This window comes from Citrobacter sp. RHBSTW-00570 (genome assembly GCF_013739755.1).
GTDB classification, from domain to species: domain Bacteria; phylum Pseudomonadota; class Gammaproteobacteria; order Enterobacterales; family Enterobacteriaceae; genus Citrobacter; species Citrobacter braakii.
Window position 1 is genome coordinate 2,304,173 of record NZ_CP056399.1, and the last position, 23,410, is coordinate 2,327,582.

The following is a 23,410-nucleotide window of genomic DNA, read 5'->3' on the forward strand; positions in this document are numbered from 1 at the left end:
ATTAAATAGATATATTTCTTTAGGATTTCGTAATGAAGGGTGGCTATTACACTTTGAATTATAAAGAAAAAACACCTGCTAAATGTGTTGAAAAATAAATGATTGAGTCCAGGGCTAAAACAACATATATTAGCCGCGCTTTTTTACAGGTAACCCTTATAACCATTTATTCAATCAGGCGTTAATCTACACCTGGTTGTAGGAGTGATATGATGACGGATAAAGTCCGTATTGATACTTTAAGTGCTAATTCATTACCACAGAGCAATGATACCTTTTTAGCAAGACAGGCTGAGTTTGAATCTAATGTCCGCAGCTATCCACGTAAACTGCCATTAGCGATTGCTAAAGCGCAGGGCGTCTGGATTACTGACGTAGAAAATAATCAATATCTTGATTGCCTGGCAGGTGCCGGAACCCTGGCGCTTGGTCATAATCATCCTGAAGTGCTGCAGAGCATTCAAAGTGTCATCACAAGCGGCTTACCGTTACATACGCTTGACCTTACCACACCGTTAAAAGATGAATTCTCATCGTATTTACTTTCTTTATTACCGGGCCAGGGCAAAGAGTATTGCCTGCAGTTCACCGGGCCGTCCGGTGCCGATGCCGTTGAAGCGGCGCTAAAGCTGGCGAAGAAAGTTACCGGCCGTTCCAGCATCATCAGCTTCTCCGGTGGCTACCACGGGATGACCCACGGCGCGCTGTCCGTGACCGGCAACTTGTCGCCGAAAGAAGCCGTCAGCAACATGATGGCGGAAGTGCAGTTTATGCCGTATCCGCATCAGTACCGTTGCCCGCTGGGTATTGGCGGCGACGCTGGCGTCAAAGCATTGACCTACTACTTCGAAAACCTGATCAACGACGTTGAGAGCGGCGTGCGTAAACCGGCTGCCGTGATCCTCGAAGCGGTGCAGGGCGAAGGCGGGGTAAACCCGGCTCCGATCGAGTGGCTGCAGCGTATTCGTAAAGTGACCCAGGAACACGGCATTCTGCTGATTATCGATGAAGTGCAGGCTGGCTTCGCGCGCACGGGTAAACTGTTCGCCTTCGAACACGCCGGTATTGAGCCGGATATCATCGTGATGTCCAAAGCGGTTGGTGGCGGTCTGCCACTGGCGGTACTGGGCATTAAAAAGCAGTTCGATGCGTGGGCCCCGGGCCACCACACTGGCACCTTCCGCGGCAACCAACTGGCGATGGCGACCGGTCTGACAACGCTGAAAATCCTCAAAGACGACAAGATTGCCGATAAAGTTGCTGCGCAGGGCGAGTGGCTGAAAGGTAAACTGACTGACCTGCAGAAACGTTACCCGGTTATCGGCCAGGTACGTGGTCTGGGCCTGATGATTGGTCTGGAAATCGTTAAGCCGAACGAAGCGCAGGATCACATGGGCTGCTACCCGGCCGATGGAGAGCTTTCCGCGCTGCTGCAGAAAAAATGTTTCGAAAACGGCCTGATTCTGGAGCGTGGCGGCCGTAACGGTTGCGTACTGCGTCTGCTGCCGTCTCTGTTGATCACCAACGCAGAGCTGGAGATTTTCCTCGATAAATTCGAAAATGCCCTGCTGGGCGCTGGCGTGAAGCCGGTTTAAACGGAGTTGGATCGAATGTCAGACGTAAATCCGATTCTGTCCGGCTCGGCACAAAGCATTGCTGCCTACCAGGACGCTATCGAGCAGAGTACGCAAGCGGTCGTTGAATGGTTGAAGCAACCTGAGATGTATCAGGGCAAAACCGTTGAGCAACTGCGCGAACGTATCAACCTGAATTTTACGTCTCAGGGCCTGGGCAACCAGGCCGCTATTGAGCGTGCGGTTGAATACTTTCTGAAAGACAGCTTGTTGGTTCACCATGCGCAGTGCGTGGCGCACCTGCACTGCCCGAGCCTGGTGATTAGCCAGGCGGCAGAAGTGCTGATCAACGCCACCAACCAGAGTATGGACTCCTGGGATCAGAGCCCGTCGGCGACCATCATTGAGATCAAACTGATCGAATGGTTGCGTGAGCAGGTGGGCTATGCGGCAGGCGACGCGGGGGTGTTCACCAGCGGCGGCACCCAGAGCAACCTGATGGGCCTGATGCTGGCGCGCGACGCCTTCTTTGCCCGCCAGGGGCATTCCATTCAGCAGAATGGTCTGACCGGCGACCTGAGCAAAATCAAAGTATTTTGCTCTGAAAGCGCGCACTTCTCTGTGCAGAAGAACATGGCGCTGATGGGGCTGGGTTACCGTTCCGTCACCCAGGTGAAGACCGATGCGTTCTCACGCATGGATCTGGCTGACCTGAAAGACAAGCTGGCCCAGGCGAAAGCCAACGGCGAACAGGTGATGGCGATTGTCGCCACTGCTGGTACTACCGATGCGGGCGCAATCGATCCGTTAGCGGACATTGCGGCGCTGGCGGCAGAACACCAGATCTGGATGCATGTGGATGCAGCATGGGGCGGGGCGTTACTGCTTTCTGAGCAGTATCGTCACTTCCTGAACGGCCTTGAACTGGCGGATTCCGTGACGCTGGACTTCCACAAACAGTTCTTCCAGACCATCAGCTGCGGCGCGTTCCTGCTGAAAGACGCGCGTCATTACGAGCTGATGCGTTACCAGGCGGCGTACCTGAACTCTGATTTTGATGAAGAGGCGGGCGTACCGAATCTGGTGTCGAAATCGCTGCAGACCACGCGCCGTTTTGACGCGCTGAAGCTGTGGATGGGTCTCGAAGCGCTGGGCAAAAAGCAGTATGCCGAAATCATTGATAACGGCGTAACGCTGGCGCGTGATGTGGCTGCGTTTGTGAAAACTCAGCCACACCTGGAACTGGTGATGGAGCCGCAGCTGGCAAGCGTGCTGTTCCGTTTCCGTCCGCACAGTGACGACATGGCGTTCGTTGCGCTGTTAAACCAGCGTATTGGCGACGTTCTGCTGGCTTCTGGTAGCGCCAACGTTGGCGTGACCGAAGCGGATGGCGTAACCTGCCTGAAGCTGACGCTGCTGAACCCAACGGTGTGTCTGGAGGATGTCAAAGTCCTGCTGGCAAGCGTGAAAGCGACAGCTGAGCAACTGCTGAACGCGTAAGCAATAAGCTGGTTATAAAAATGGCTCCCACACACGGGAGCCATTTTTTTGTTGTGCACAGAAAACCCCCAGCTAGGCTGGGGGTTCCGGAAAGCTTTCAGCTTTGGGCCAGTTATTAAAACCCCTTTTGATTTGTTAAAACACATTGCGGTCTGGCAACTGCAAATGTTTAACAAGAAATCAAAAGGGGGTCCCAATGGGGGACGAAAAGAGCTTAGCGCACACCCGATGGAACTGTAAATATCACATAGTTTTTGCGCCCAAATACCGAAGACAAGCATTCTACGGTGAGAAACGCAGGGCGATAGGCAGCATCTTAAGAAAGCTGTGTGAGTGGAAAAACGTGCGGATCCTGGAAGCGGAATGCTGTGCAGATCATATTCATATGCTTGTGGAAATCCCACCCAAAATGAGCGTATCCGGCTTTATGGGGTATCTGAAAGGGAAAAGCAGTCTGATGCTGTATGAACAGTTTGGGGATATGAAATTCAAGTACAGGAATAGAGAGTTCTGGTGCCGGGGATACTACGTAGATACGGTGGGTAAGAACACGGTGAAGATACAGGAATACATAAAGCACCAGCTTGCAGAAGATAAAATGGGTGAGCAGTTATCGATCCCTTATGCGGGTAGCCCGTTTACGGGCCGTAAGTAACGAAGTCTGATGCAAATGTCAGATCGTATGCGCCTGTTAGGGCGCGGCTGGTAACAGAGCCTTATAGGCGCATCCGAAAAACCTCCGGCTATGCCGGAGGATATTTATTGCCTGTCATTTGTAGTCCGGCGGCGCTTCGCCTGGCTGGGCTACACGTCAGCTGATATCTGCCAGCGCGGCGTCTTTATTCGGGAAGAACGTCAGGCGTCCGGCAATCGGCTGAATGCCCGCGCGCGCCATGGTACGTAACGGCTGGAATTCCAGATTACTGATCCGCAGTTCACACCCTTCCGGGAGGCGTTTTACAAAACGCTGGAAAGCGTCCAGACCACCGGCATCCAGTACCGGGACCGCGTCCCACTTCAAGACCACAATACGTTTACCTGCAATGCGCGATTCGAGATCGGTAAATAATCCCTCCGCAGCGGCAAAGAAAAGTGGGCCAATAACGCGCAGCACCAGCACATCGTCAGGTACATCTACGTTGACCGGCGCCAGACGCGTCATGCGCGCGATACGACGCATAAACAGCAGGGAGGCGAGAACGATACCGACGCTGATGGCGATCACCATGTCGAATAGCACCGTCAGCGACATACACATAAGCATGACAATGATGTCGTCTTTTGGCGCATGACGCAGCAGATCCACCACTTTATGCGCTTCACTCATGTTCCATGCCACCATCAGCAGCAGGGCGGCCATGGCGGAAAGCGGTAACCAGGAAAGCAGCGGCGCAAGCACCAGCAGGGCAAGGATCACCAGAATCGCGTGGATGACCGCTGAAATTGGTGAGGTCGCCCCGGCGCGGACGTTTGCCGCAGAACGGGCAATTGCCGCCGTGGCGGTGATACCACCGAAGAACGGTGCCACGATGTTACCCAGGCCCTGGCCAATCAGCTCACTGTTGGCTTTATGCTTGGTGCCGGTCATCCCATCGAGCACGACGGCGCACAGTAGAGATTCAATCGCCCCGAGCATCGCCATGGAGAAGGCGGCCGGTAACAGCGCCTGTAACGAACTCCAGCTCAGGGTAAAGTTTGACTCCGGCATGTCCCACGGTAATACCAGTTGCGGCAGCAACTGCGGGATGCCGTTACCCTGCGAGCCGTCAGCCAGAATGTAGTGGAACTGAGAACCGATGGTGGCGACATGGCCGCCGGTCAGGTTCACAATCCCCATTACCGCACAGCCTGCCAGCAGCGCAGGAAGGTGGCCCGGCAGTCGGATCCCCAGACGCGGCCAGAAAATCAGGATCCCCAGCGTCACCACGCCAATTGCGGCATCGCCAACGTTGAGGGTTGGCAGGGCCATAAACAGCGCGCCGACCTTTTGCAGGTAGTGCTCCGGGACATGGGCCATTTGCAGACCGAGAAAATCTTTAATCTGCATGGTACCGATGGTGATACCAATACCCGATGTAAAACCTAACGTAACGGATACCGGGATATATTCGATCAGGCGACCAAAACGGGCGAGGCCGAAAAGGATCAGGAATATCCCGGACATTAGCGTTGCGACCAGCAGGCCTGCCAACCCAAACTGTTGCGACACCGGATACAGAATCACCACGAAGGCGGCAGTTGGTCCAGATACGCTAAAACGTGAACCCCCGGTAAGGGCGATAACAATCCCAGCCACGGCTGAGGTATACAAGCCGTACTGCGGCGCCACGCCACTGCCTATTGCCAGGGCCATCGCCAGCGGAATGGCAATGATCCCAACGGTTATCCCGGCGATCAGGTCGCGGGTAAAGCGAGAAGCGGTATATTTTTCTTTCCAACAAGCGTCGATGAGGGCGCGGAAAGGCATCACATGTGAGGAAAATAATCTGTTCACAATAATGTTTCATCCATGAGCGCATCATCTGTCAACTAAATGGCAGGTGAAGGAGGCATAAGTCATACAAATAGATGTTGCAGATAAAAAAACCCGCCGCAGCGGGTTTTTGAGCCGGGCTCGATTAATGCTCGAACATAGCAGAGATGGATTCTTCGTTGCTGATACGACGAATCGCTTCGGCCAGCATACCCGACAGGGTCAATGTACGCACGTTTGGCAGTGCTTTGATTTCGTCAGTCAGTGGAATAGTGTCACAGACAACGACTTCATCAATCACTGAATTGCGCAGGTTGTTTGCCGCATTACCTGAGAAGATCGGGTGGGTAGCGTAAGCAAATACGCGTTTTGCACCACGTTCTTTCAGTGCTTCTGCTGCTTTACACAGCGTACCGCCGGTATCGATCATATCATCAACCAACACGCAGTCACGACCTGCAACGTCACCAATAATGTGCATCACCTGAGAAACGTTCGCGCGCGGGCGTCGTTTGTCGATGATAGCCATGTCGGTATCGTTCAGCAGTTTAGCGATAGCGCGGGCACGCACGACGCCACCGATGTCCGGAGAAACCACAATCGGGTTGTCCAGATTCAGCTGCAGCATGTCTTCTAACAGGATCGGGCTACCGAATACGTTATCAACCGGTACGTCAAAGAAGCCCTGGATCTGTTCAGCATGCAGGTCAACGGTGAGGACGCGGTCAACGCCAACGCTGGACAGGAAATCAGCGACGACTTTAGCAGTAATCGGTACACGAGCGGAACGTACGCGACGATCCTGACGTGCATAGCCGAAGTAAGGAATAACGGCGGTGATACGGCCTGCGGAAGCACGGCGCAGCGCATCAACCATAACGACCAATTCCATCAGGTTGTCGTTAGTAGGGGCACAAGTGGACTGGATGATGAAAATATCACCACCGCGTACATTTTCATTAATTTGTACGCTGACTTCGCCGTCGCTAAAGCGACCTACAGCGGCGTCGCCGAGTGAAGTGTACAGGCGGTTGGCAATACGTTGTGCTAGTTCCGGGGTGGCGTTACCAGCAAAAAGCTTCATATCAGGCACGAGAAGAACCTCAGGCATGCGTCCATTGGTGGAAAGAATCTGCCGAAAACTGTGCGGGCCAGGCAGTATCCTCTCCATGCGGTGTATTAAAGAGCGCGATGCAACGTCTGGAACAGGGTGACGTTGTCACCGCAACTCAGCTTGCCCGGCTTACTCGTCATCTTTCACGTTTCATGTGTGCTGGCATATTTCGCCATCTTCCTGAAACCCGAATGATTTAGAGTAGCGCTCTGTGCAATGGGGAGAGGTTGACACCTTTCGCCACAAAGCCTTTGAGCCATTCCGGGGCTTGCTCAAGCACCTGGCGAGCACGAGACTCAGTGTCAAATTCAGCAAAGACACAAGCCCCTGTACCAGTCAGGCGCGACGGCGCGTATTCTAACAGCCAGGAAAGCGCCGCATCAACCTCGCGAAAACGTTTTCTTGCGATAACCTCGCAATCATTGCTGAATTCACATTTTAGTAACGTTTTTATTGACCTTTTTGGCGTGTTGCGCGGGAGGTCGGGATCTTTAAAAATCACTGGCGTCGGAATACTGACTCCCGGGTGGGCGACCAGATACCATTTTTCCTCTGGCTCGACCGGGGTCAGAATTTCACCTACGCCTTCAGCAAAGGCCGCATGGCCGCGCACGAATACGGGAACGTCCGCCCCCAGCGTTAAGCCGAGTCCTGCCAGTTCATCAACCGAAAGTCCGCACTGCCAAAGGTGATTCAGCGCCACCAGGACGGTAGCTGCATTAGACGAACCTCCGCCAAGACCGCCGCCCATCGGCAGGCGTTTTTCGATACTGATGTCGGCGCCGCTCCCTTTGGGAAGGCGATCGCTTTCAGACGCCGCCTTTATCAGCAAGCGCGCCGCACGGACAATGAGATTATCTTCATGTGCAACGCCTTCCACCGGCGTTAACAGGCGGATTTCGCCGTCGCCACGCAGCGCAATACCTAACGTGTCGCCATAATCAAGAAACTGGAATAGCGTTTGCAAAGTGTGATAACCGTCCGCACGCTGCCCGGTGATGTATAAAAACAGATTCAGTTTTGCCGGAGAGGGCCAGTGGGTCATCATTTCACAATCCAGTTATCCATTTTCAGCTTAATACGCTGATCGCCGTCGGACAGTTCCATGTTTGCCGGCATCGCAGGCTTAATTTTGCTGTCGTAGGCGCTATAGACCACTTTCCAGTTTTTACCGTCTTTGCTGTAGTTCACTTCACTCAGACGATACTGGTCGTCGAGTTTGTAATCGCTGGCGTCTCCCGGCAGGCCAAGGATCCACTGGCGCAGGCTGTTCAATGGAATAGGCATGCCGGTCAACTTACCAATCATCTCTTCGGCGTCGTCAGCGGTGTAGTGCTTGCCTTTGTTATCGACAAGTTCGACGTTGCCCGGCTGGGCATTGAGTTCCAGTTCAGTGCTGCCCAGGGGATTGGTCAGCAGGAGACGATAGCGATCCTGTCCGGTTTGTTGCCAGAAAAAGCGGGCATAGACTTTCTGTTGATCGGAAATATACGCAAACGCACCGCGCGTCTGATATTGGTTCAGGGCGCGTACTTCCTGCTGGTGCTGGCGCCACTGTGGAGAGTCAGGGCTTTTGCCGGGACCTTTCGGCGCGTTGAGCGTACAGGCGGTAAGAGCCAGGGCCGCCAACGGCAGCAGGCGAATCAGGCGAAAATCAGGCAGGGTCATAATGATGACAAATCCTTGAGATACGTTGCAGTTATAACTCTTAATGCTAGCGCCGCCATCATACATCGTCTACGTTCAAGTTATCTTAAATCGCTCAAATTTGTGCACTAAGCTATTACTCCAAAAGGGGGCAGTCTCTTTTATTGACCGCACGCATCCTGTATGATGCACCCAGTCTAACCTTATCAACGCTGGTACTATTCCCGCACACATGACCCTTTTAGCGCTTGGTATTAACCATAAAACGGCACCTGTATCGCTGCGAGAACGCGTAACGTTTTCGCCGGATACGCTCGATCAGGCGCTGGACAGCCTGCTTGCGCAGCCAATGGTGCAGGGCGGGGTGGTGCTGTCGACGTGTAACCGTACGGAACTGTATCTCAGCGTTGAAGAGCAGGATAACCTGCAAGAAGCGCTGGTTCGCTGGCTGTGCGATTACCATAATCTTAATGAAGAAGACTTGCGCAATAGCCTGTACTGGCACCAGGACAACGACGCCGTCAGCCATTTGATGCGTGTTGCCAGCGGTCTGGATTCGCTGGTGCTTGGTGAACCGCAGATTCTGGGGCAGGTGAAAAAAGCTTTTGCGGATTCGCAAAAAGGTCACCTGAACGCCAGTGCGCTGGAGCGCATGTTCCAGAAATCATTCTCTGTCGCTAAACGTGTACGTACAGAAACAGACATCGGTGCCAGCGCCGTGTCCGTGGCTTTTGCCGCCTGTACGCTGGCGCGGCAAATATTTGAATCGCTCTCCACGGTGACCGTGCTGTTAGTGGGCGCAGGCGAAACCATTGAGCTGGTGGCGCGACACCTGCGTGAGCATCAAGTGAAGAAGATGATCATCGCCAACCGTACCCGCGAGCGGGCGCAAGTGCTGGCGGATGAAGTCGGCGCCGAAGTGATTTCGCTGAGTGATATCGACGCGCGTTTACAGGATGCCGATATTATTATCAGTTCTACCGCCAGCCCGCTGCCGATTATCGGCAAAGGAATGGTGGAGCGCGCGCTTAAAAATCGCCGTAATCAACCTATGCTGCTGGTGGATATCGCCGTACCGCGCGATGTCGAGCCGGAAGTGGGTAAGTTGTCCAACGCCTATCTGTACAGCGTTGACGACCTGCAAAGCATCATTTCGCATAACCTGGCCCAGCGCAAAGCGGCGGCCGTGGAAGCCGAAACCATTGTGGCGCAGGAAACCAGCGAATTTATGGCCTGGCTACGCGCTCAGGGCGCAAGTGAAACTATCCGCGAGTATCGCAGTCAGTCAGAACAGATCCGTGATGAACTGACTGCCAAAGCGTTGGCCGCTCTTCAACAGGGTGGTGATGCGCAAGCCATTATGCAGGATCTGGCCTGGAAACTGACCAACCGCTTGATCCATGCACCAACCAAATCACTTCAACAGGCCGCCCGTGACGGGGATAGTGAACGCCTGAATATTCTGCGCGACAGCCTCGGGCTGGAGTAGCAGCACACCAATCTTATTTTTTACAGGGTGCATTTACGCCTATGAAGCCTTCTATCGTTGCCAAACTGGAAGCCCTGCATGAACGCCATGAAGAAGTTCAGGCGCTGCTCGGGGATGCGGGTACTATCGCAGACCAGGAACGCTTTCGTGCACTGTCGCGCGAATATGCGCAATTAAGCGATGTATCTCGCTGTTTTACGGACTGGCAACAGGTTCAGGAAGATATCGAGACGGCTCAGATGATGCTCGACGATCCTGAAATGCGTGAAATGGCGCAGGATGAACTGCGTGAAGCAAAAGATAAATGCGAGCAGCTGGAGCAACATCTGCAGGTTCTGCTGTTGCCTAAAGATCCTGATGACGAACGTAACGCCTTCCTCGAAGTGCGTGCGGGAACCGGTGGTGATGAGGCCGCGCTGTTTGCCGGCGATCTATTCCGCATGTACAGCCGTTACGCTGAATCGCGTCGCTGGCGGGTAGAGATCATGAGCGCCAGCGAAGGCGAACATGGCGGGTTTAAAGAAGTCATTGCCAAAATTAGCGGCGAAGGCGTGTACGGTCGACTGAAATTTGAGTCCGGTGGGCATCGCGTGCAGCGAGTACCTGCGACGGAGTCACAGGGCCGTATTCACACTTCTGCCTGTACGGTCGCGGTCATGCCGGAACTGCCGGATGCCGAACTGCCGGACATCAACCCGGCCGATCTGCGTATTGATACCTTCCGTTCATCAGGCGCAGGGGGTCAGCACGTTAACACCACCGACTCCGCAATCCGTATTACCCACTTGCCGACCGGTATCGTAGTGGAATGCCAGGACGAACGTTCGCAGCATAAAAACAAAGCGAAAGCGATGTCGGTGCTGGGGGCGCGAATTCGTGCCGCCGAAGTGGCAAGACGTCAACAGGCAGAAGCCTCTGAGCGTCGCAATCTGTTGGGCAGTGGCGATCGCAGCGATCGCAACCGTACCTATAACTTCCCGCAGGGTCGCGTGACCGATCACCGCATTAACCTGACGCTCTACCGTCTGGATGAAGCGATGGAAGGCAAACTGGATATGCTCATTGAGCCGATTGTCCAGGAATACCAGGCCGACCAACTGGCGGCGTTGTCCGAGCAGGATTAATGGATTATCAGCACTGGCTGCGTGAAGCGATAAGCCAATTACAGGCAAGTGAAAGCCCGCGCCGTGACGCCGAGATTTTGCTCGAGTTTGTTACCGGTAAGGGACGCACCTTTATTTTGGCTTTTGGTGAAACGGTGTTAACCGAGGCGCAGCGTCAACAGCTCGGCACATTACTGGAGCGCCGTCAGCGGGGTGAGCCGGTGGCGCATTTAACCGGCGTGCGGGAGTTCTGGTCGCTGCCGCTGTTTGTGTCTCCGGCTACGCTTATCCCTCGTCCGGATACTGAGTGTCTGGTGGAACAGGCGCTGGCTCGCCTGCCGGCGTCAGCGTGCCGCATTCTCGATTTGGGAACCGGCACGGGCGCCATTGCGCTGGCATTGGCAACCGAACGTCCGGATTGCGCGGTAACGGCGGTTGACCGCATGCCGGATGCTGTTGCGCTGGCCACTCGCAACAAACAGCATCTGGGCATCGACAATGTTTGCGTGCTGCAAAGCAACTGGTTCAGCGCTTTGCAGGGACAGCAGTTTGACATGATTGTCAGCAATCCGCCGTATATCGACGAACAGGATCCGCACCTGGCGCAAGGCGATGTACGCTTTGAACCTCTGTCGGCACTGGTGGCGGGCGATCGGGGACTGGCGGATATTGTGCATATCATTGACCAGTCTCAGCGCGTGTTAACGCCCGGCGGCTATCTGTTGCTGGAACATGGCTGGCAGCAGGGGCAGGCCGTCCGGGACGTCTTTACTCGTGCGGGTTACCAGGCGGTTGAAACCTGCCGTGATTATGGCGGCAACGAGCGAATTACGCTTGGACGCATCCCATCATGAGTACCTTCAGTGTGTTACTCAACATTCATCTCATCAGTATTGCGCTTTCCGTTGGCTTGCTGACGCTGCGTTTTTGGTGGCGTTACACCGACTCGCGTCTTGCCTGCGCACGCTGGACGCGCATTGTGCCACCGGTTGTGGATACTGTTTTATTACTCAGCGGCGTGGCGTTAATGGTTAAAGCGCACATCCTGCCATTCACTGAGCACGGGACATGGCTGACTGAAAAGCTGTTTGGGGTTATCATTTACATCGTTTTGGGTTTTATTGCGCTCGATTATCGTCGGGCGCGCAGTCAGCAGGCGCGATTAGTCGCATTTCCGCTGGCGCTGGTGGTGCTGTACATCATCATTAAACTCGCCACCACAAAAATACCGTTACTGGGGTAAGCATGAGGTCGTTAGCTGATTTCGAATTTAATAAAGCGCCATTGTGTGATGGGATGATCCTGGCGTCGGAGTCTATCCGTCTGGATTTTCCAACACAAACTGTCTACGACGAACTGGAACGTCTGGTCAGTCTGGCGCAAGAAGAAATTAGCCAGCTCCTGTCTCAGGATGAGCAACTGGAAAAACTGCTGGCACTTTTTTACGGCGAATGGGGATTTACGGATACCCACGGCGTCTATCGTCTTTCTGATGCACTCTGGCTTGACCAGGTACTGAAAAATCGGCAGGGTAGCGCCGTGTCTCTGGGGGCGATCTTATTGTGGATTGCCAACAGACTGGAGCTGCCGCTGGTACCGGTGATTTTCCCGACGCAACTGATCCTTCGTATTGAGTCGCTCGATGGTGAAATGTGGCTAATCAATCCATTCAATGGCGAAACGTTAAATGAGCACACGCTGGAAGTGTGGTTGAAGGGGAACATCAGCCCGGTCGCGGAGCTGTTTAATGAAGACCTGGATGAAGCGGATAACGCGGAAGTGATCCGCAAACTGCTCGACACGCTGAAATCATCACTGATGGAAGAGCGGCAAATGGAGCTGGCGCTGCGTGCCAGTGAAGCACTATTGCAGTTTAATCCTGAAGATCCGTATGAAATTCGCGATCGTGGTTTAATATACGCGCAGCTCGAGTGCGAACATGTTGCGCTGACAGATTTAAGTTATTTCGTTGAACAGTGTCCGGAAGACCCGATCAGCGAAATGATTCGTGCGCAAATTAATACTATTTCGCACAAACAAATTGTATTGCATTGATTAATCACACTTTACCTACCGTTTAAGGCGATCCTATGAAACAAAAAGTGGTTAGCATTGGCGACATCAACGTGGCAAATGACCTGCCGTTCGTGCTGTTTGGCGGAATGAACGTGCTGGAATCCCGCGATCTGGCGATGCGCATTTGTGAGCACTACGTAACCGTTACTCAAAAGCTGGGTATCCCTTACGTGTTTAAAGCCTCCTTTGATAAAGCCAACCGTTCTTCCATCCACTCTTACCGTGGACCGGGCCTTGAAGAAGGGATGAAAATCTTCCAGGAACTGAAACAGACTTTTGGCGTAAAAGTGATCACCGACGTTCACGAAGCCAGCCAGGCACAGCCTGTTGCTGATGTGGTGGATGTGATTCAGCTTCCGGCATTCCTTGCTCGTCAGACCGATCTGGTGGAAGCGATGGCGAAAACCGGTGCCGTAATCAACGTGAAGAAACCGCAGTTCATCAGCCCGGCTCAGATGGGCAACATCGTGGATAAATTCCATGAAGGCGGCAACGATAAGGTTATTCTGTGCGACCGTGGTGCGAACTTTGGTTATGACAACCTGGTTGTGGACATGCTGGGCTTCAGCGTGATGAAGAAAGTCTCCGGCAACTCACCGGTGATTTTTGACGTTACCCATGCGCTGCAGTGCCGCGATCCATTTGGCGCAGCAAGCGGTGGTCGTCGTGCGCAGGTTACCGAACTGGCGCGTGCCGGTATGGCGGTTGGTCTGGCAGGTCTGTTTATTGAAGCGCATCCGGATCCAGCCAATGCGAAATGCGATGGCCCATCCGCGCTGCCGCTGGCGAAGCTGGAACAGTTCCTGACGCAGATTAAAGCGATTGATGACCTGGTGAAAAGCTTCGACGAGCTGGATACCGAGAACTAAATGAGTGTGACAGGCCGGAGTTTCCCTCCGGCCTGCTGTTTGAAAAGGGTGTCAAGGTCGTCGTCAGGCACCAGACGCGCCATCGATTGTGTTATATCGGCAGAAAAGAAAACGGCCCTGAAGAGGACCGTGCGGTACGTCTAAAATAATAATCAGGCAAATATTGTCATCAGATAGGCGATAAACAGTGCCAGATGCGCTGCACCGTTAAGCACATTAGTACGTCCGGTGGAGAAAGAGATCTGACACAGAACCAGTGATGAAACCATCACAATCATCTCTGGCGCTCCCAGCGCAAACATCAAATCATTCCCGGTTGCCCATGCAATCAGCGTCACCACCGGTACGGTCAGCGAAATTGTGGCTAATACCGAACCGAAGAATAAATTCATTGCCCGCTGTACCTGATTGCTCAGAACCGCTTTCAGTGCGCCCAGTCCTTCAGGCGAGAGGATCAGTAACGCGACCAGGAAACCCGTAAATGCGACTGGCGCATTCAGTTCAGTCAGCAAGGTCTCAAGCGGGCTGGCGTTCATCTTGGTCACGGCGATAACAGCGATCAGATGAATGATAAGCCAGGCGGCGTGCCACAGATTGCTGTGCGCTGACGGCTTACCGTGATGCGGGTCGTCGTCGTCACCCTCGTCTTCATGCTCGTAAATGAACAGACTTTGGTGCGTTTTAGTTTGAATCAGCAAAAATACGCCGTACATCGCCGCAGAAATTAACGCCACCAACAGCGCCTGCGCGGTAGTGAAATTTGCCCCCGGCAACGCCATCGGGAATACCAGTACAATAATGGCCAGTGGGAACAGGGCGATTAAATACTGCTTAATACCAAATAGGTTCATATACTGAGTGGCAAATTTACGGCCACCTAATAGTAATGAAAAACCGACCAGACCCCCGGTTACGATCATAATGATTGAATACAGCGTATCGCGCATGAGCGTAGGTGCGGCATCGCCGGTTGCCATTAATGCGGAGATTAAGCTGACTTCAAGAATAACAACGGACAAACTGAGGATCAGCGACCCGTAGGGTTCGCCAAGTCGATGGGCTAATACGTCCGCATGACGGACAACGCTGAATGCGCTGCTTAATATACCAATAAGGGCCAGCGCATTAATACCGATGACCACTGGTAGTGACTGACTGCTCCCCCAGAAGAACAGGACTACCAGCGCCAAAATCGGGAAGACGAGAGAGGTCTCCTTGTGGCGGGTTTTTACCGCCTCATGTGCTTGTGTCATTGCATTAATTCTCCATCTCTGCAGGTATTTATAATTATAAAAAGTATTAAAGAATGTAAAAAATAACAGAAAACGTGGTTTTGTAGGTGACATTTTACGAAATTTTACTACATCACCTGTTTTCCCTCTCAAAGCGGCCAAAAACCAATTTCTTGTTTATAGACTGTTTAATTAACAGAAGGTTAGGTAAAGAAAATTTCTAAAAATGTCCATTATTGACGTCTCGCCGCATTGTTAACCACACTTAAGGTTTAGCCTAAAAAGAGGAGTTCACAATGCCCTATAAATCTAAAAGCGATCTGCCTGACAGCGTGCAGCACGTTCTGCCAGCCCATGCTCAGGACATTTATAAAGAAGCTTTCAACAGCGCCTGGGAACAGTATAAAGACAAATCTGACCGCCGTGACGATGCCACCCGAGAAGAGACGGCACATAAGGTGGCGTGGGCCGCGGTTAAAAATGATTACCAAAAAGGTGATGATGGTAAATGGCATAAAAAGACGTAACAGTATCAATTATAATGCCTTTATAAACTCGCTTGCATCAGGCGTTAGCGAATCGTGCTACGCCGCGCGGTTACTGGCTTGCAAGCGAGCGGTGAATTGCCTATTGTCCAGCTATTGGTTTCAAAATGAGCAGTAAAAAAGCCCGGAAGGCGTCAAAAAAGTTGTCGCAGGGAAGCAGCAGTGGCGGAGGTGTAAGGTGTTAACGCGTGATTTTTTATTGAATGCCGACTGTAAGACGGCATTTGGTGCTATTGAAGAATCACTACTCTGGTCAGCGGAACAACGTGCAGCCTCACTGGCCGCCACGCTCGCTTGTCGACCAGATGATGGACCGGTGTGGATCTTCGGTTATGGATCGTTGATGTGGAACCCGGCCTTAGAGTTTGAAGAGTCCTGTACCGGCACATTAGTCGGCTGGCACCGTGCATTTTGTCTGCGCCTGACGGCGGGGCGAGGAACGGCGTGTCAGCCAGGCCGCATGCTGGCCCTGAAAGAGGGCGGACGTACCACCGGTGTGGCCTACCGCTTGCCGGACGCGTCGCTGGAACAAGAGCTTTCTCTGTTGTGGAAGCGAGAAATGATCACCGGATGCTATCTGCCGACCTGGTGCCAGTTGGCGCTTGATGACGGCCGTACGGTGAACGCGCTGGTGTTTATTATGGATCCGCGCCATCCGCTGTTTGAGTCAGACACGCGCGCGCAGGTGATCGCGCCGCTTATTGCCGCGGCCAGCGGACCTTTAGGCACTAATGCCCAGTATCTATTCTCGCTGGAACAAGAGCTGGTCAAGCTGGGGATGCAGGATGATTGTCTTAATGATCTGGTGATCACGGTCAAACGATTGTTGGGAGAGAACCTGCCGGAAGGCGTTATGCGGCCAGGGTTTGCCTGAACCCGGCGTGGAATTGTATGCCCGAAAGCCAGGTGCTTTTCGGGCATGTCACGCTTAGGCTGCAATATAACTTATCGAATGCTCAAGCGACTGACTGTGGCTGTCGATCAGCACGTTCCAGACGCCGGTATAGGGCACGGTCAACCATGCGTTATCACGATCCTGCACGCTTAAGATGTCGGACTGCGTGTCTTTGACGTGATTTTTTTCGCTCATCAGGTGGATGTGACAGCGCTCGGAACAGCGCACAACCACCGTATCGCCACCAAATAACTTTAAACTTGCCTTCACTAATGCCATTTTTCACCCCGTTCTTGAAAACAACGTACTTTCTGTCGAAAGTGCTGCGTGATGTTGTTCACATTTCACTCATTGCATAACACCAAAGGGGGAGCAACAGGATGCTGATTTTGATCAAAAAATGGCATAACGATTAAACAAAAGTGACAAAACACCTCAAAAGGGTTGAACGGGCGTGCTAACGTTCAACGAAACCGCGCCCATCAAATATTAAATCCGGAAATTATCGACACTTTCAGTGCGCTTGCCTGAAAACGGTGTATCAGAAGGTCAACACTTTATCTGCAGCCAGCGTCCATTGAGCCAGTTCTACCAGCGTGCCGACGGCCACTCCATCAATTAACGGCAGCGCCGTGATCCCACGACCATCGGTGCAGGTTTTGCATAGTTTTACCGGAACATTTTGCGCAGTCAGGATCTCCAGCATTTGCTGAATATTGTAGCCTTCCGCGGGTTTCTGACCACGTAATCCTGCGGTTACGGCGTCAGACATTAAAAACAGACGCAGGTCGAGACCGGCTTCCTGTTCGCGCAGGGCGATAGCCAGACGCAGGCTGTTAAATAACGATTCACTTCCATAAGCCGCTCCGTTCGCGACGATCACTATCTTTTGCATTTTTACTCCTGTTACTGCATGTAAGCGTTAATAACCGACACGTATGTTACACCTATTTCTCAATGCCAGGATAATGCCGAAAAAAGGGGGAGGGGCTGAAAATCAACGCTGAAAACGTTATGGTTTAAGATAAGTATGCCACTGTGGCTAATTGATGTAAGAAACCACTAACGATTTGAGCCGTATTATCTGTTCTTCTCTTGCTGTATTCGCACTCTTGCCGCTGGCAGGCGGTACTGCTAACGCGCAGTCGTCCTTTGTGCACCAGGCTGAAAACCCTTTCGATAACAATAGTGATGGCTTGCCCGACCTTGGCATGGCCCCGGAGTCGCGGGCAGGCGAAAAGCATTTTGCCGAAATGGTCAAAGCGTTTGGTGAAGCCAGCATGACTGATAACGGGCTTGATACCGGTGAACAGGCGAAGCAGTTCGCGTTTGGCCAGGTGCGAGATACGGTCAGCGAACAGGTGAATCAGCAACTGGAATCCTGGCTTTCTCCCTGGGGAAACGCCAGCATCGGGTTGCAAGTTGATAACGAAGGCAGTTTTACCGGGAGTCGGGGAAGCTGGTTTGTGCCGTGGCAGGACAACCAACGTTATCTTACCTGGAGCCAGCTAGGAGTGACGCAACAGGAAGACGGCTTAGTCAGTAATGCGGGGATTGGGCAACGTTGGGTACGCGACGGTTGGTTACTGGGTTACAACACCTTTTATGACAACTTACTGGATGAAAATCTGCCCCGCGGAGGCCTCGGCGCAGAGGCGTGGGGCGAATATTTGCGCTTATCCGCTAACTATTATCAACCGTTGTCTTCCTGGCAGGATCGTTTTGCAACCCAGCAACAACGGATGGCCCGCGGCTACGATCTGACCGCGCAAATGCGGATGCCGTTCTATCAACACCTCAATACCAGCGTCAGCGTGGAACAGTATTTTGGCGACCGGGTGGATCTATTTCATTCGGGAACCGGGTATCACAATCCGGTGGCGGTGAACCTTGGGCTGAGCTATACACCGGTGCCGCTGATCACGGTGACAGCGCAGCATAAGCAGGGGGAAAGCGGCATCAGCCAGAATAACCTCGGCTTAACCCTTAGTTACCGTTTTGGCGTGCCGTTAAAAAAACAGTTGATGGTCAGTGAGGTGGCGAACAGTCGTTCACTGCGCGGCAGTCGTTATGACGATCCGCAGCGTAACAGTTTGCCGACGCTGGAGTATCGCCAGCGTAAAACGCTGTCGGTATTTTTGGCCACGCCACCCTGGGATCTCAAACCGGGAGAGACGGTGGCGCTGAAGCTGCAGGTGCGTAGTTTGCATGGGATCCGCCACCTGACGTGGCAGGGCGATACTCAGGCGTTGAGCTTAACGGCTGGCAGCAATAACCGAAGCGCGCAGGGCTGGACGATTATTATGCCGAAGTGGGACAGCAGAGAAGGTGCGACGAACCGCTGGCGGTTGTCTGTGGTGGTAGAAGATGAGCAGGGCCAGCGTGTCTCTTCCAATGAGATCACGCTATCACTGACCGAACCGTTTACTACCGTTTCGGAAAATGATCCTCGTTAACAATGACGCATGCGCGCGTTATCAGAAAATACGTTCCTGGTGCACCCATACCGCGGCTTCAACACGTGATTTGAGCTTCATTTTCTTCAGCATATGCTTCACGTGAACTTTTACCGTGCTTTCGGTGATGTCCAGGCGGCGGGCGATCATCTTGTTAGGCAGGCCCTGGGCGATGAGCTTAAGAATATCGCGTTCGCGCGGCGTCAGTTGGGTAACATCACGGTCGGACGTTGCGCGATTTGCGCGTAGGCTGGCGGCCAGAACCGGCGTTAAGGCTTCGCTCAGCACCATTTCACCGGCAGCCGCTTGCTGCAATGCTTTCAGCAAATCTTCCGGCTCCATATCTTTCAGCAGATAACCGTCGGCACCGCGCTTCAGTGCAGTAACCACGTCTTCTTCATGATTGGATACGCTAAACACGACGATACGGCCTGACAGTGATTTCTCACGCAGCTTGTCGAGTGTTTCCAGACCGTTCATGCCAGGCATGTTGAGATCAAGAAGGATCAGATCGGGATCAAGGGATTCTGCCAGCTCGATACCCTGCTCACCATTGCTGGCTTCGCCGACAACGGTGATATCGGGCGCCATGCTGACAAGCTGTTTTACACCGGTTCGCAGCATCGGATGATCGTCGATCAACAGGATGGTTGCCGGTTCCAGATTACTCATGGGTATCTCCTTGGACTTCTGTGAAGTTTGTTTCGGGAATAAAAGTGACAGCAACTTCAGTACCGCCTGTCTCGCGACGGCGTACACGGCAATCGCCGCGCAAGCTCTGCGCACGGTCGCGCATGATTATCATGCCGTAGTGGTTACTGCGTTCGGCGTTTTCCGGTACGCCGCAGCCGTTATCTTGCACTGTTAGTTTGACCTGCTTACCATTTTGCACCACCGTCACGACTACTTCATCGGCCTGAGAGTGTTTGAGGGCGTTGCTCAGGGCTTCGCGCGCAATTTGTAGCAGGTGAATCGCCTGATGCGAAGGGACCAGACGCGGTGGCAACTGATAATCCAGCTTAACCGTAAAGCCAAAACGCGCGCTGTATTCCTGACAGCTGGCTTCCAGCGCCGGTCTTAATCCAGGTTCCGTCAGCTGTAAACGGAAGGTCGTTAACAGCTCGCGCAGTTGCGCCCAGGAGGCGTTCAACTCGTTACGAATCTGACTGAGCAGCTCGCGGCAGTTATCTGAAAGCGCATCGCCCTGCATCTGCAAACAGCTCACCTGCATCTTCATACAGGAGAGCGATTGTGCAATAGAATCATGAAGTTCGCGCGCAATGGTGGCACGCTCTTCCATCACGATCAACTGCTGCTGACGCTCCTGATGCCTGTCGAGTGCAAGCGTTGCGGTCAGTTGCTCAACCAGGGTATCAACCAGTTGCTGCTGATCGTGGCTGAGATGGCGTCCGTACGGCAAAGTCGCGAGCAGGATACCATACTGGGTATGGGCATCGGTTAGCCGCCATTTCAGCGTGATACCGCCGTCAATGGCGGGTAGCGTACCGCGCGGACACAAATGGCAGCCTTTCTCATCACAGCTGACATTGGACTGGCAGGTAAATTCCTGATGATTATCTTCATCTTCCAGGTCATAGACCCGCAGTTCAATATCATGCAGCAGGGTCAAATTTTGCAGGCCGTTCAGTACCGGAGAGAGGCGTTCGCACAACGGCACCTGAGAGTGCAGGCGGCGGTTGGCTTGCCACAGGAAAGAGAGGATCTGATTTTTGTGCTCCAGACCCGCCGTTTTCTCCTGTACCCGCTGTTCCAGCACCGCGTAACTTTCGGCCAGTTCTTCCGACATATTATTCAGCGCCGAGCCCAGCGCTGCCATCTCATTACGCCCACTGATATGTGCGCGTTGGGTAAAATCACGTTGACTGACGGCTCGCGCCATCGCCAGCAGTTGTTTCCACGGCTGTAACAGGCGCACGCGCAGCCAGATAATGGTGAAGACCAGCAGCAACGCCATAAATACGGCCATCAGGCGATGCAGCAAGACGACGCGTTCAATGCGTAATTCGGTGGTATGGTCAAAGGCGGTGACCAGCTTATCCAGTCCGCCCACAAAGCGCCTGACATCCTGCGCTACCGCATCGGGCGTTTGCGCATGCGCAAGCCCCGGTGCCAGTTTGGTGTGCCAGTAATCCTGTAAGGCTTTTAACTGCGCCTGTTGTCCGTCACGCTGCGCGGCACGCGTCAATTCCGGGCTAAACGCCGTTTGCTCCATTTCATCCAGCAGTGGTTGATCGTTGGTGTCCAGCGGTATGGCCGCCAGCAGGCGATAGCTTTGCATGCGCAGCGATCCCGCTTTGTTGATTGCATGCGCGCTACCCTGAACGCCCTGAACCAGCCAGCCAGAGACTGCCATACCCGCCACGCCGATGGCAGTAGACAATAAAACAATCAGCGCCACCTGGTTGACCAGCGTAAGCGGGGAAAGACAACGTTTAAACATGGTGACTTGTTCCTTCGGGTTTTCGTAAAACCGAAAACCTTATTGAATGACGATTCTGCTGCAGGCAGTGGCGTTATTCTCGGCGATACACTGGAGTATACCCATACCTCAAACGGGCTACCCCTTAATTGCCGCCAGAGGGAGAGATCCTAAACGAGGGGGAGTAGGGGACGACAGAAGCGTGAAAAACCACATCTTTTTTACCGAAGTTATGTACTCATTTAGGATGATGATAAATTTCAGGCATCAATAATGACACCTTTTCCTTTGATTTATATCAACTTACCTCCAGCTGTAAACCCTAATGTGGCAGGCATCGAAACAAGTATCAGAGGTGTCTATGAGTCACTCATCTGCCCCGGAAAGGGCATCTGGAGCTGTAATTACCGAATGGCGGCCGGAAGATCCCGCCTTCTGGCAGCAGCGTGGTCATCGAATCGCCAGCCGTAACCTGTGGATTTCCGTCCCTTGCTTGCTGCTGGCGTTTTGCGTGTGGATGTTATTTAGCGCCGTGGCGGTGAACTTACCGAAAGTCGGATTTGATTTCACCACTGAACAACTGTTCATGCTGACGGCATTACCTTCGGTGTCCGGCGCGCTGCTGCGTGTACCGTACTCCTTTATGGTCCCCCTGTTTGGTGGACGTCGCTGGACGGCGTTCAGCACCGGTATCCTGATCATTCCTTGCGTATGGTTAGGTTTTGCGGTGCAGGATACTTCCACGCCATTTAGTACCTTTATCATTATCTCGCTGTTGTGCGGTTTTGCCGGCGCGAACTTTGCCTCCAGTATGGCAAACATCAGCTTCTTCTTTCCAAAACAGAAACAGGGCGGCGCGCTGGGTCTGAACGGTGGTCTGGGTAACATGGGCGTCAGCGTGATGCAGTTAGTCGCTCCGCTGGTGGTTTCACTGTCAATCTTTGCCGCATTTGGCAGCCAGGGTGTTGAACAACCGGATGGTACGCAGCTGTATCTGGCAAACGCCGCATGGATTTGGGTCCCGTTCCTGGCTGTATTAACGCTGGCCGCATGGTTTGGTATGAATGAACTGGCAACCTCAAAAGCTTCGCTGAAAGAGCAGCTGCCGGTGCTGAAACGCGGGCACCTGTGGATTATGAGCCTGCTGTATCTGGCAACCTTCGGTTCATTTATCGGTTTCTCTGCCGGTTTCGCGATGCTGTCAAAAACGCAGTTTCCTGAGGTACAGATCCTGCATTACGCCTTCTTTGGACCGTTGATTGGCGCTCTGGCTCGTTCAGCAGGCGGCGCAATCTCTGACCGACTGGGGGGGACCCGCGTAACGCTGGTGAACTTCGTGCTGATGGCTATTTTCAGTGCCTTACTGTTCCTGACGCTGTCATCAAACGGTGTCGGTGGCAACTTTATCGCCTTCTTTGCGGTGTTCCTGGCGCTGTTCCTGACGGCTGGTCTGGGGAGTGGTTCAACCTTCCAGATGATCTCTGTTATCTTTCGTAAGCTGACGATGGACAGAGTGAAAGCTGAAGGCGGTTCAGAAGAGAAAGCGATGCGCGAGGCGGCGACCGACACCGCGGCGGCGCTGGGTTTTATCTCAGCTATTGGTGCGATCGGCGGCTTCTTTATCCCGAAAGCATTCGGTACGTCCCTGGCATTAACTGGCTCTCCGGTCGATGCGATGAAAGTATTCCTGATCTTCTATGTCGCCTGTGTGGTTATCACCTGGGCGGTGTACGGACGTCATTCTAAAAAGTAAAAAAAGTAGTAACTGTTGATTATCCATTGCGCGGTGTTAGACCGCGCTTTTTTTTGCCCGCCATTAGTTACAACATACTTTTATATTGTGACGCGACAACAGCCTGTTAGAACGGTGCTCGTAATATGCTAAACAGGGGGGATACCCCTTAATACCCACTTATAAAGAATTTAACATTTGTATGATAAGTGAGTTTAAAAAACTCAATAAAATTCAATATGTTGATTGATTTATCGATATCCCA

The 23,410-nt window shown here is 53.0% G+C and carries 22 protein-coding genes; 13 read left to right on the plus strand and 9 right to left on the minus strand.

Annotated features, from left to right (window positions below; translation table 11 throughout):
• Positions 1-209 precede the first annotated feature (209 nt).
• From HV237_RS10950 to tnpA, 3 genes are all read left to right on the plus strand, one after another.
• Positions 210-1,595, plus strand: a complete 1,386-nt coding sequence (locus HV237_RS10950) for a diaminobutyrate--2-oxoglutarate transaminase (protein WP_019076946.1) — start codon at positions 210-212, stop codon at positions 1,593-1,595.
• Positions 1,596-1,610: 15 nt separating this feature from the next.
• Positions 1,611-3,074, plus strand: coding sequence for an aspartate aminotransferase family protein (locus HV237_RS10955; protein WP_016156743.1), 1,464 nt, complete (start codon positions 1,611-1,613; stop codon positions 3,072-3,074).
• A 196-nt stretch (positions 3,075-3,270) separates the two neighbouring features.
• On the plus strand, positions 3,271-3,729 hold the full coding sequence (gene tnpA / locus HV237_RS10960) for an IS200/IS605 family transposase (protein WP_079778750.1): 459 nt from the start codon (positions 3,271-3,273) through the stop codon (positions 3,727-3,729).
• A gap of 156 nt (positions 3,730-3,885) precedes the next feature.
• Here the strand turns inward: tnpA and dauA are convergent, their stop codons facing one another.
• The 4 genes from dauA to lolB all read right to left on the minus strand — a co-directional run bounded on the left by dauA (position 3,886) and on the right by lolB (position 8,329).
• Entirely contained in the window at positions 3,886-5,541 is a 1,656-nt protein-coding gene (gene dauA / locus HV237_RS10965) for a C4-dicarboxylic acid transporter DauA (protein ID WP_016153297.1), read from the minus strand.
• Positions 5,542-5,692: 151 nt separating this feature from the next.
• A complete protein-coding gene (prs, locus tag HV237_RS10970) occupies positions 5,693-6,640 on the minus strand; it encodes a ribose-phosphate diphosphokinase (protein WP_001518537.1) in 948 nt (315 codons plus the stop codon).
• 217 nt (positions 6,641-6,857) lie between these two features.
• Positions 6,858-7,709 carry a 4-(cytidine 5'-diphospho)-2-C-methyl-D-erythritol kinase gene (ispE, locus tag HV237_RS10975; RefSeq protein WP_047358968.1) on the minus strand — a complete coding sequence of 284 codons (852 nt, stop codon included), beginning with the start codon at positions 7,707-7,709 and terminating at the stop codon, positions 6,858-6,860.
• On the minus strand, positions 7,706-8,329 hold the full coding sequence (gene lolB, locus HV237_RS10980; protein WP_047358971.1) for a lipoprotein insertase outer membrane protein LolB: 624 nt from the start codon (positions 8,327-8,329) through the stop codon (positions 7,706-7,708). Before lolB ends, ispE begins: the two co-directional genes overlap by 4 nt.
• Positions 8,330-8,540: 211 nt before the next feature.
• On the opposite strand from lolB, the gene hemA reads away from it, so the two are divergent.
• The 6 genes from hemA to kdsA are packed head-to-tail and all read left to right on the plus strand — an operon-like array spanning position 8,541 to position 13,845.
• Positions 8,541-9,797, plus strand: a complete 1,257-nt coding sequence (hemA, locus tag HV237_RS10985) for a glutamyl-tRNA reductase (protein WP_016153294.1) — start codon at positions 8,541-8,543, stop codon at positions 9,795-9,797.
• A 41-nt stretch (positions 9,798-9,838) separates the two neighbouring features.
• Complete coding sequence (prfA, locus tag HV237_RS10990; protein WP_016153293.1) at positions 9,839-10,921, plus strand: peptide chain release factor 1; 1,083 nt, start codon at positions 9,839-9,841, stop codon at positions 10,919-10,921.
• Positions 10,921-11,754, plus strand: a complete 834-nt coding sequence (gene prmC / locus HV237_RS10995) for a peptide chain release factor N(5)-glutamine methyltransferase (RefSeq protein ID WP_047358967.1) — start codon at positions 10,921-10,923, stop codon at positions 11,752-11,754. The genes prfA and prmC overlap by 1 nt, the downstream gene beginning before the upstream one ends.
• Entirely contained in the window at positions 11,751-12,143 is a 393-nt protein-coding gene (gene sirB2, locus HV237_RS11000) for an invasion regulator SirB2 (protein ID WP_016153291.1), read from the plus strand. Before prmC ends, sirB2 begins: the two co-directional genes overlap by 4 nt.
• Before the next feature lie 2 nt (positions 12,144-12,145).
• Positions 12,146-12,955, plus strand: a complete 810-nt coding sequence (sirB1, locus tag HV237_RS11005; protein WP_003020775.1) for an invasion regulator SirB1 — start codon at positions 12,146-12,148, stop codon at positions 12,953-12,955.
• A 35-nt stretch (positions 12,956-12,990) separates the two neighbouring features.
• Positions 12,991-13,845: a 3-deoxy-8-phosphooctulonate synthase gene (kdsA, locus tag HV237_RS11010; RefSeq protein WP_016156739.1), complete on the plus strand. Its 855-nt coding sequence runs from the start codon at positions 12,991-12,993 to the stop codon at positions 13,843-13,845.
• Between the two features lie 152 nt (positions 13,846-13,997).
• Here kdsA and chaA read toward each other — a convergent pair whose 3' ends face one another.
• Complete coding sequence (gene chaA, locus HV237_RS11015) at positions 13,998-15,098, minus strand: sodium-potassium/proton antiporter ChaA (RefSeq protein ID WP_016153289.1); 1,101 nt, start codon at positions 15,096-15,098, stop codon at positions 13,998-14,000.
• Positions 15,099-15,373: 275 nt separating this feature from the next.
• Between chaA and chaB the strand changes: the two genes are divergently transcribed.
• Entirely contained in the window at positions 15,374-15,604 is a 231-nt protein-coding gene (chaB, locus tag HV237_RS11020; protein ID WP_016153288.1) for a putative cation transport regulator ChaB, read from the plus strand.
• Between the two features lie 196 nt (positions 15,605-15,800).
• On the plus strand, positions 15,801-16,496 hold the full coding sequence (locus HV237_RS11025) for a gamma-glutamylcyclotransferase (RefSeq protein ID WP_016156738.1): 696 nt from the start codon (positions 15,801-15,803) through the stop codon (positions 16,494-16,496).
• A 54-nt stretch (positions 16,497-16,550) separates the two neighbouring features.
• Here the strand turns inward: HV237_RS11025 and HV237_RS11030 are convergent, their stop codons facing one another.
• Both HV237_RS11030 and HV237_RS11035 read right to left on the minus strand, forming a co-directional pair.
• Complete coding sequence (locus HV237_RS11030; RefSeq protein ID WP_003833405.1) at positions 16,551-16,796, minus strand: DUF1883 domain-containing protein; 246 nt, start codon at positions 16,794-16,796, stop codon at positions 16,551-16,553.
• A 262-nt stretch (positions 16,797-17,058) separates the two neighbouring features.
• Entirely contained in the window at positions 17,059-17,412 is a 354-nt protein-coding gene (locus HV237_RS11035) for a DsrE/DsrF/TusD sulfur relay family protein (RefSeq protein ID WP_016156736.1), read from the minus strand.
• A gap of 175 nt (positions 17,413-17,587) precedes the next feature.
• On the opposite strand from HV237_RS11035, the gene HV237_RS11040 reads away from it, so the two are divergent.
• Positions 17,588-18,973: a YchO/YchP family invasin gene (locus HV237_RS11040; protein WP_072058794.1), complete on the plus strand. Its 1,386-nt coding sequence runs from the start codon at positions 17,588-17,590 to the stop codon at positions 18,971-18,973.
• 21 nt (positions 18,974-18,994) lie between these two features.
• Here HV237_RS11040 and narL read toward each other — a convergent pair whose 3' ends face one another.
• On the minus strand, positions 18,995-19,645 hold the full coding sequence (gene narL / locus HV237_RS11045; RefSeq protein ID WP_003020756.1) for a two-component system response regulator NarL: 651 nt from the start codon (positions 19,643-19,645) through the stop codon (positions 18,995-18,997).
• Positions 19,638-21,434: a nitrate/nitrite two-component system sensor histidine kinase NarX gene (gene narX / locus HV237_RS11050; protein ID WP_047358965.1), complete on the minus strand. Its 1,797-nt coding sequence runs from the start codon at positions 21,432-21,434 to the stop codon at positions 19,638-19,640. The genes narL and narX overlap by 8 nt, the downstream gene beginning before the upstream one ends.
• A gap of 340 nt (positions 21,435-21,774) precedes the next feature.
• On the opposite strand from narX, the gene HV237_RS11055 reads away from it, so the two are divergent.
• Entirely contained in the window at positions 21,775-23,166 is a 1,392-nt protein-coding gene (locus tag HV237_RS11055; RefSeq protein ID WP_181541820.1) for a NarK family nitrate/nitrite MFS transporter, read from the plus strand.
• Positions 23,167-23,410: the final 244 nt, after the last annotated feature.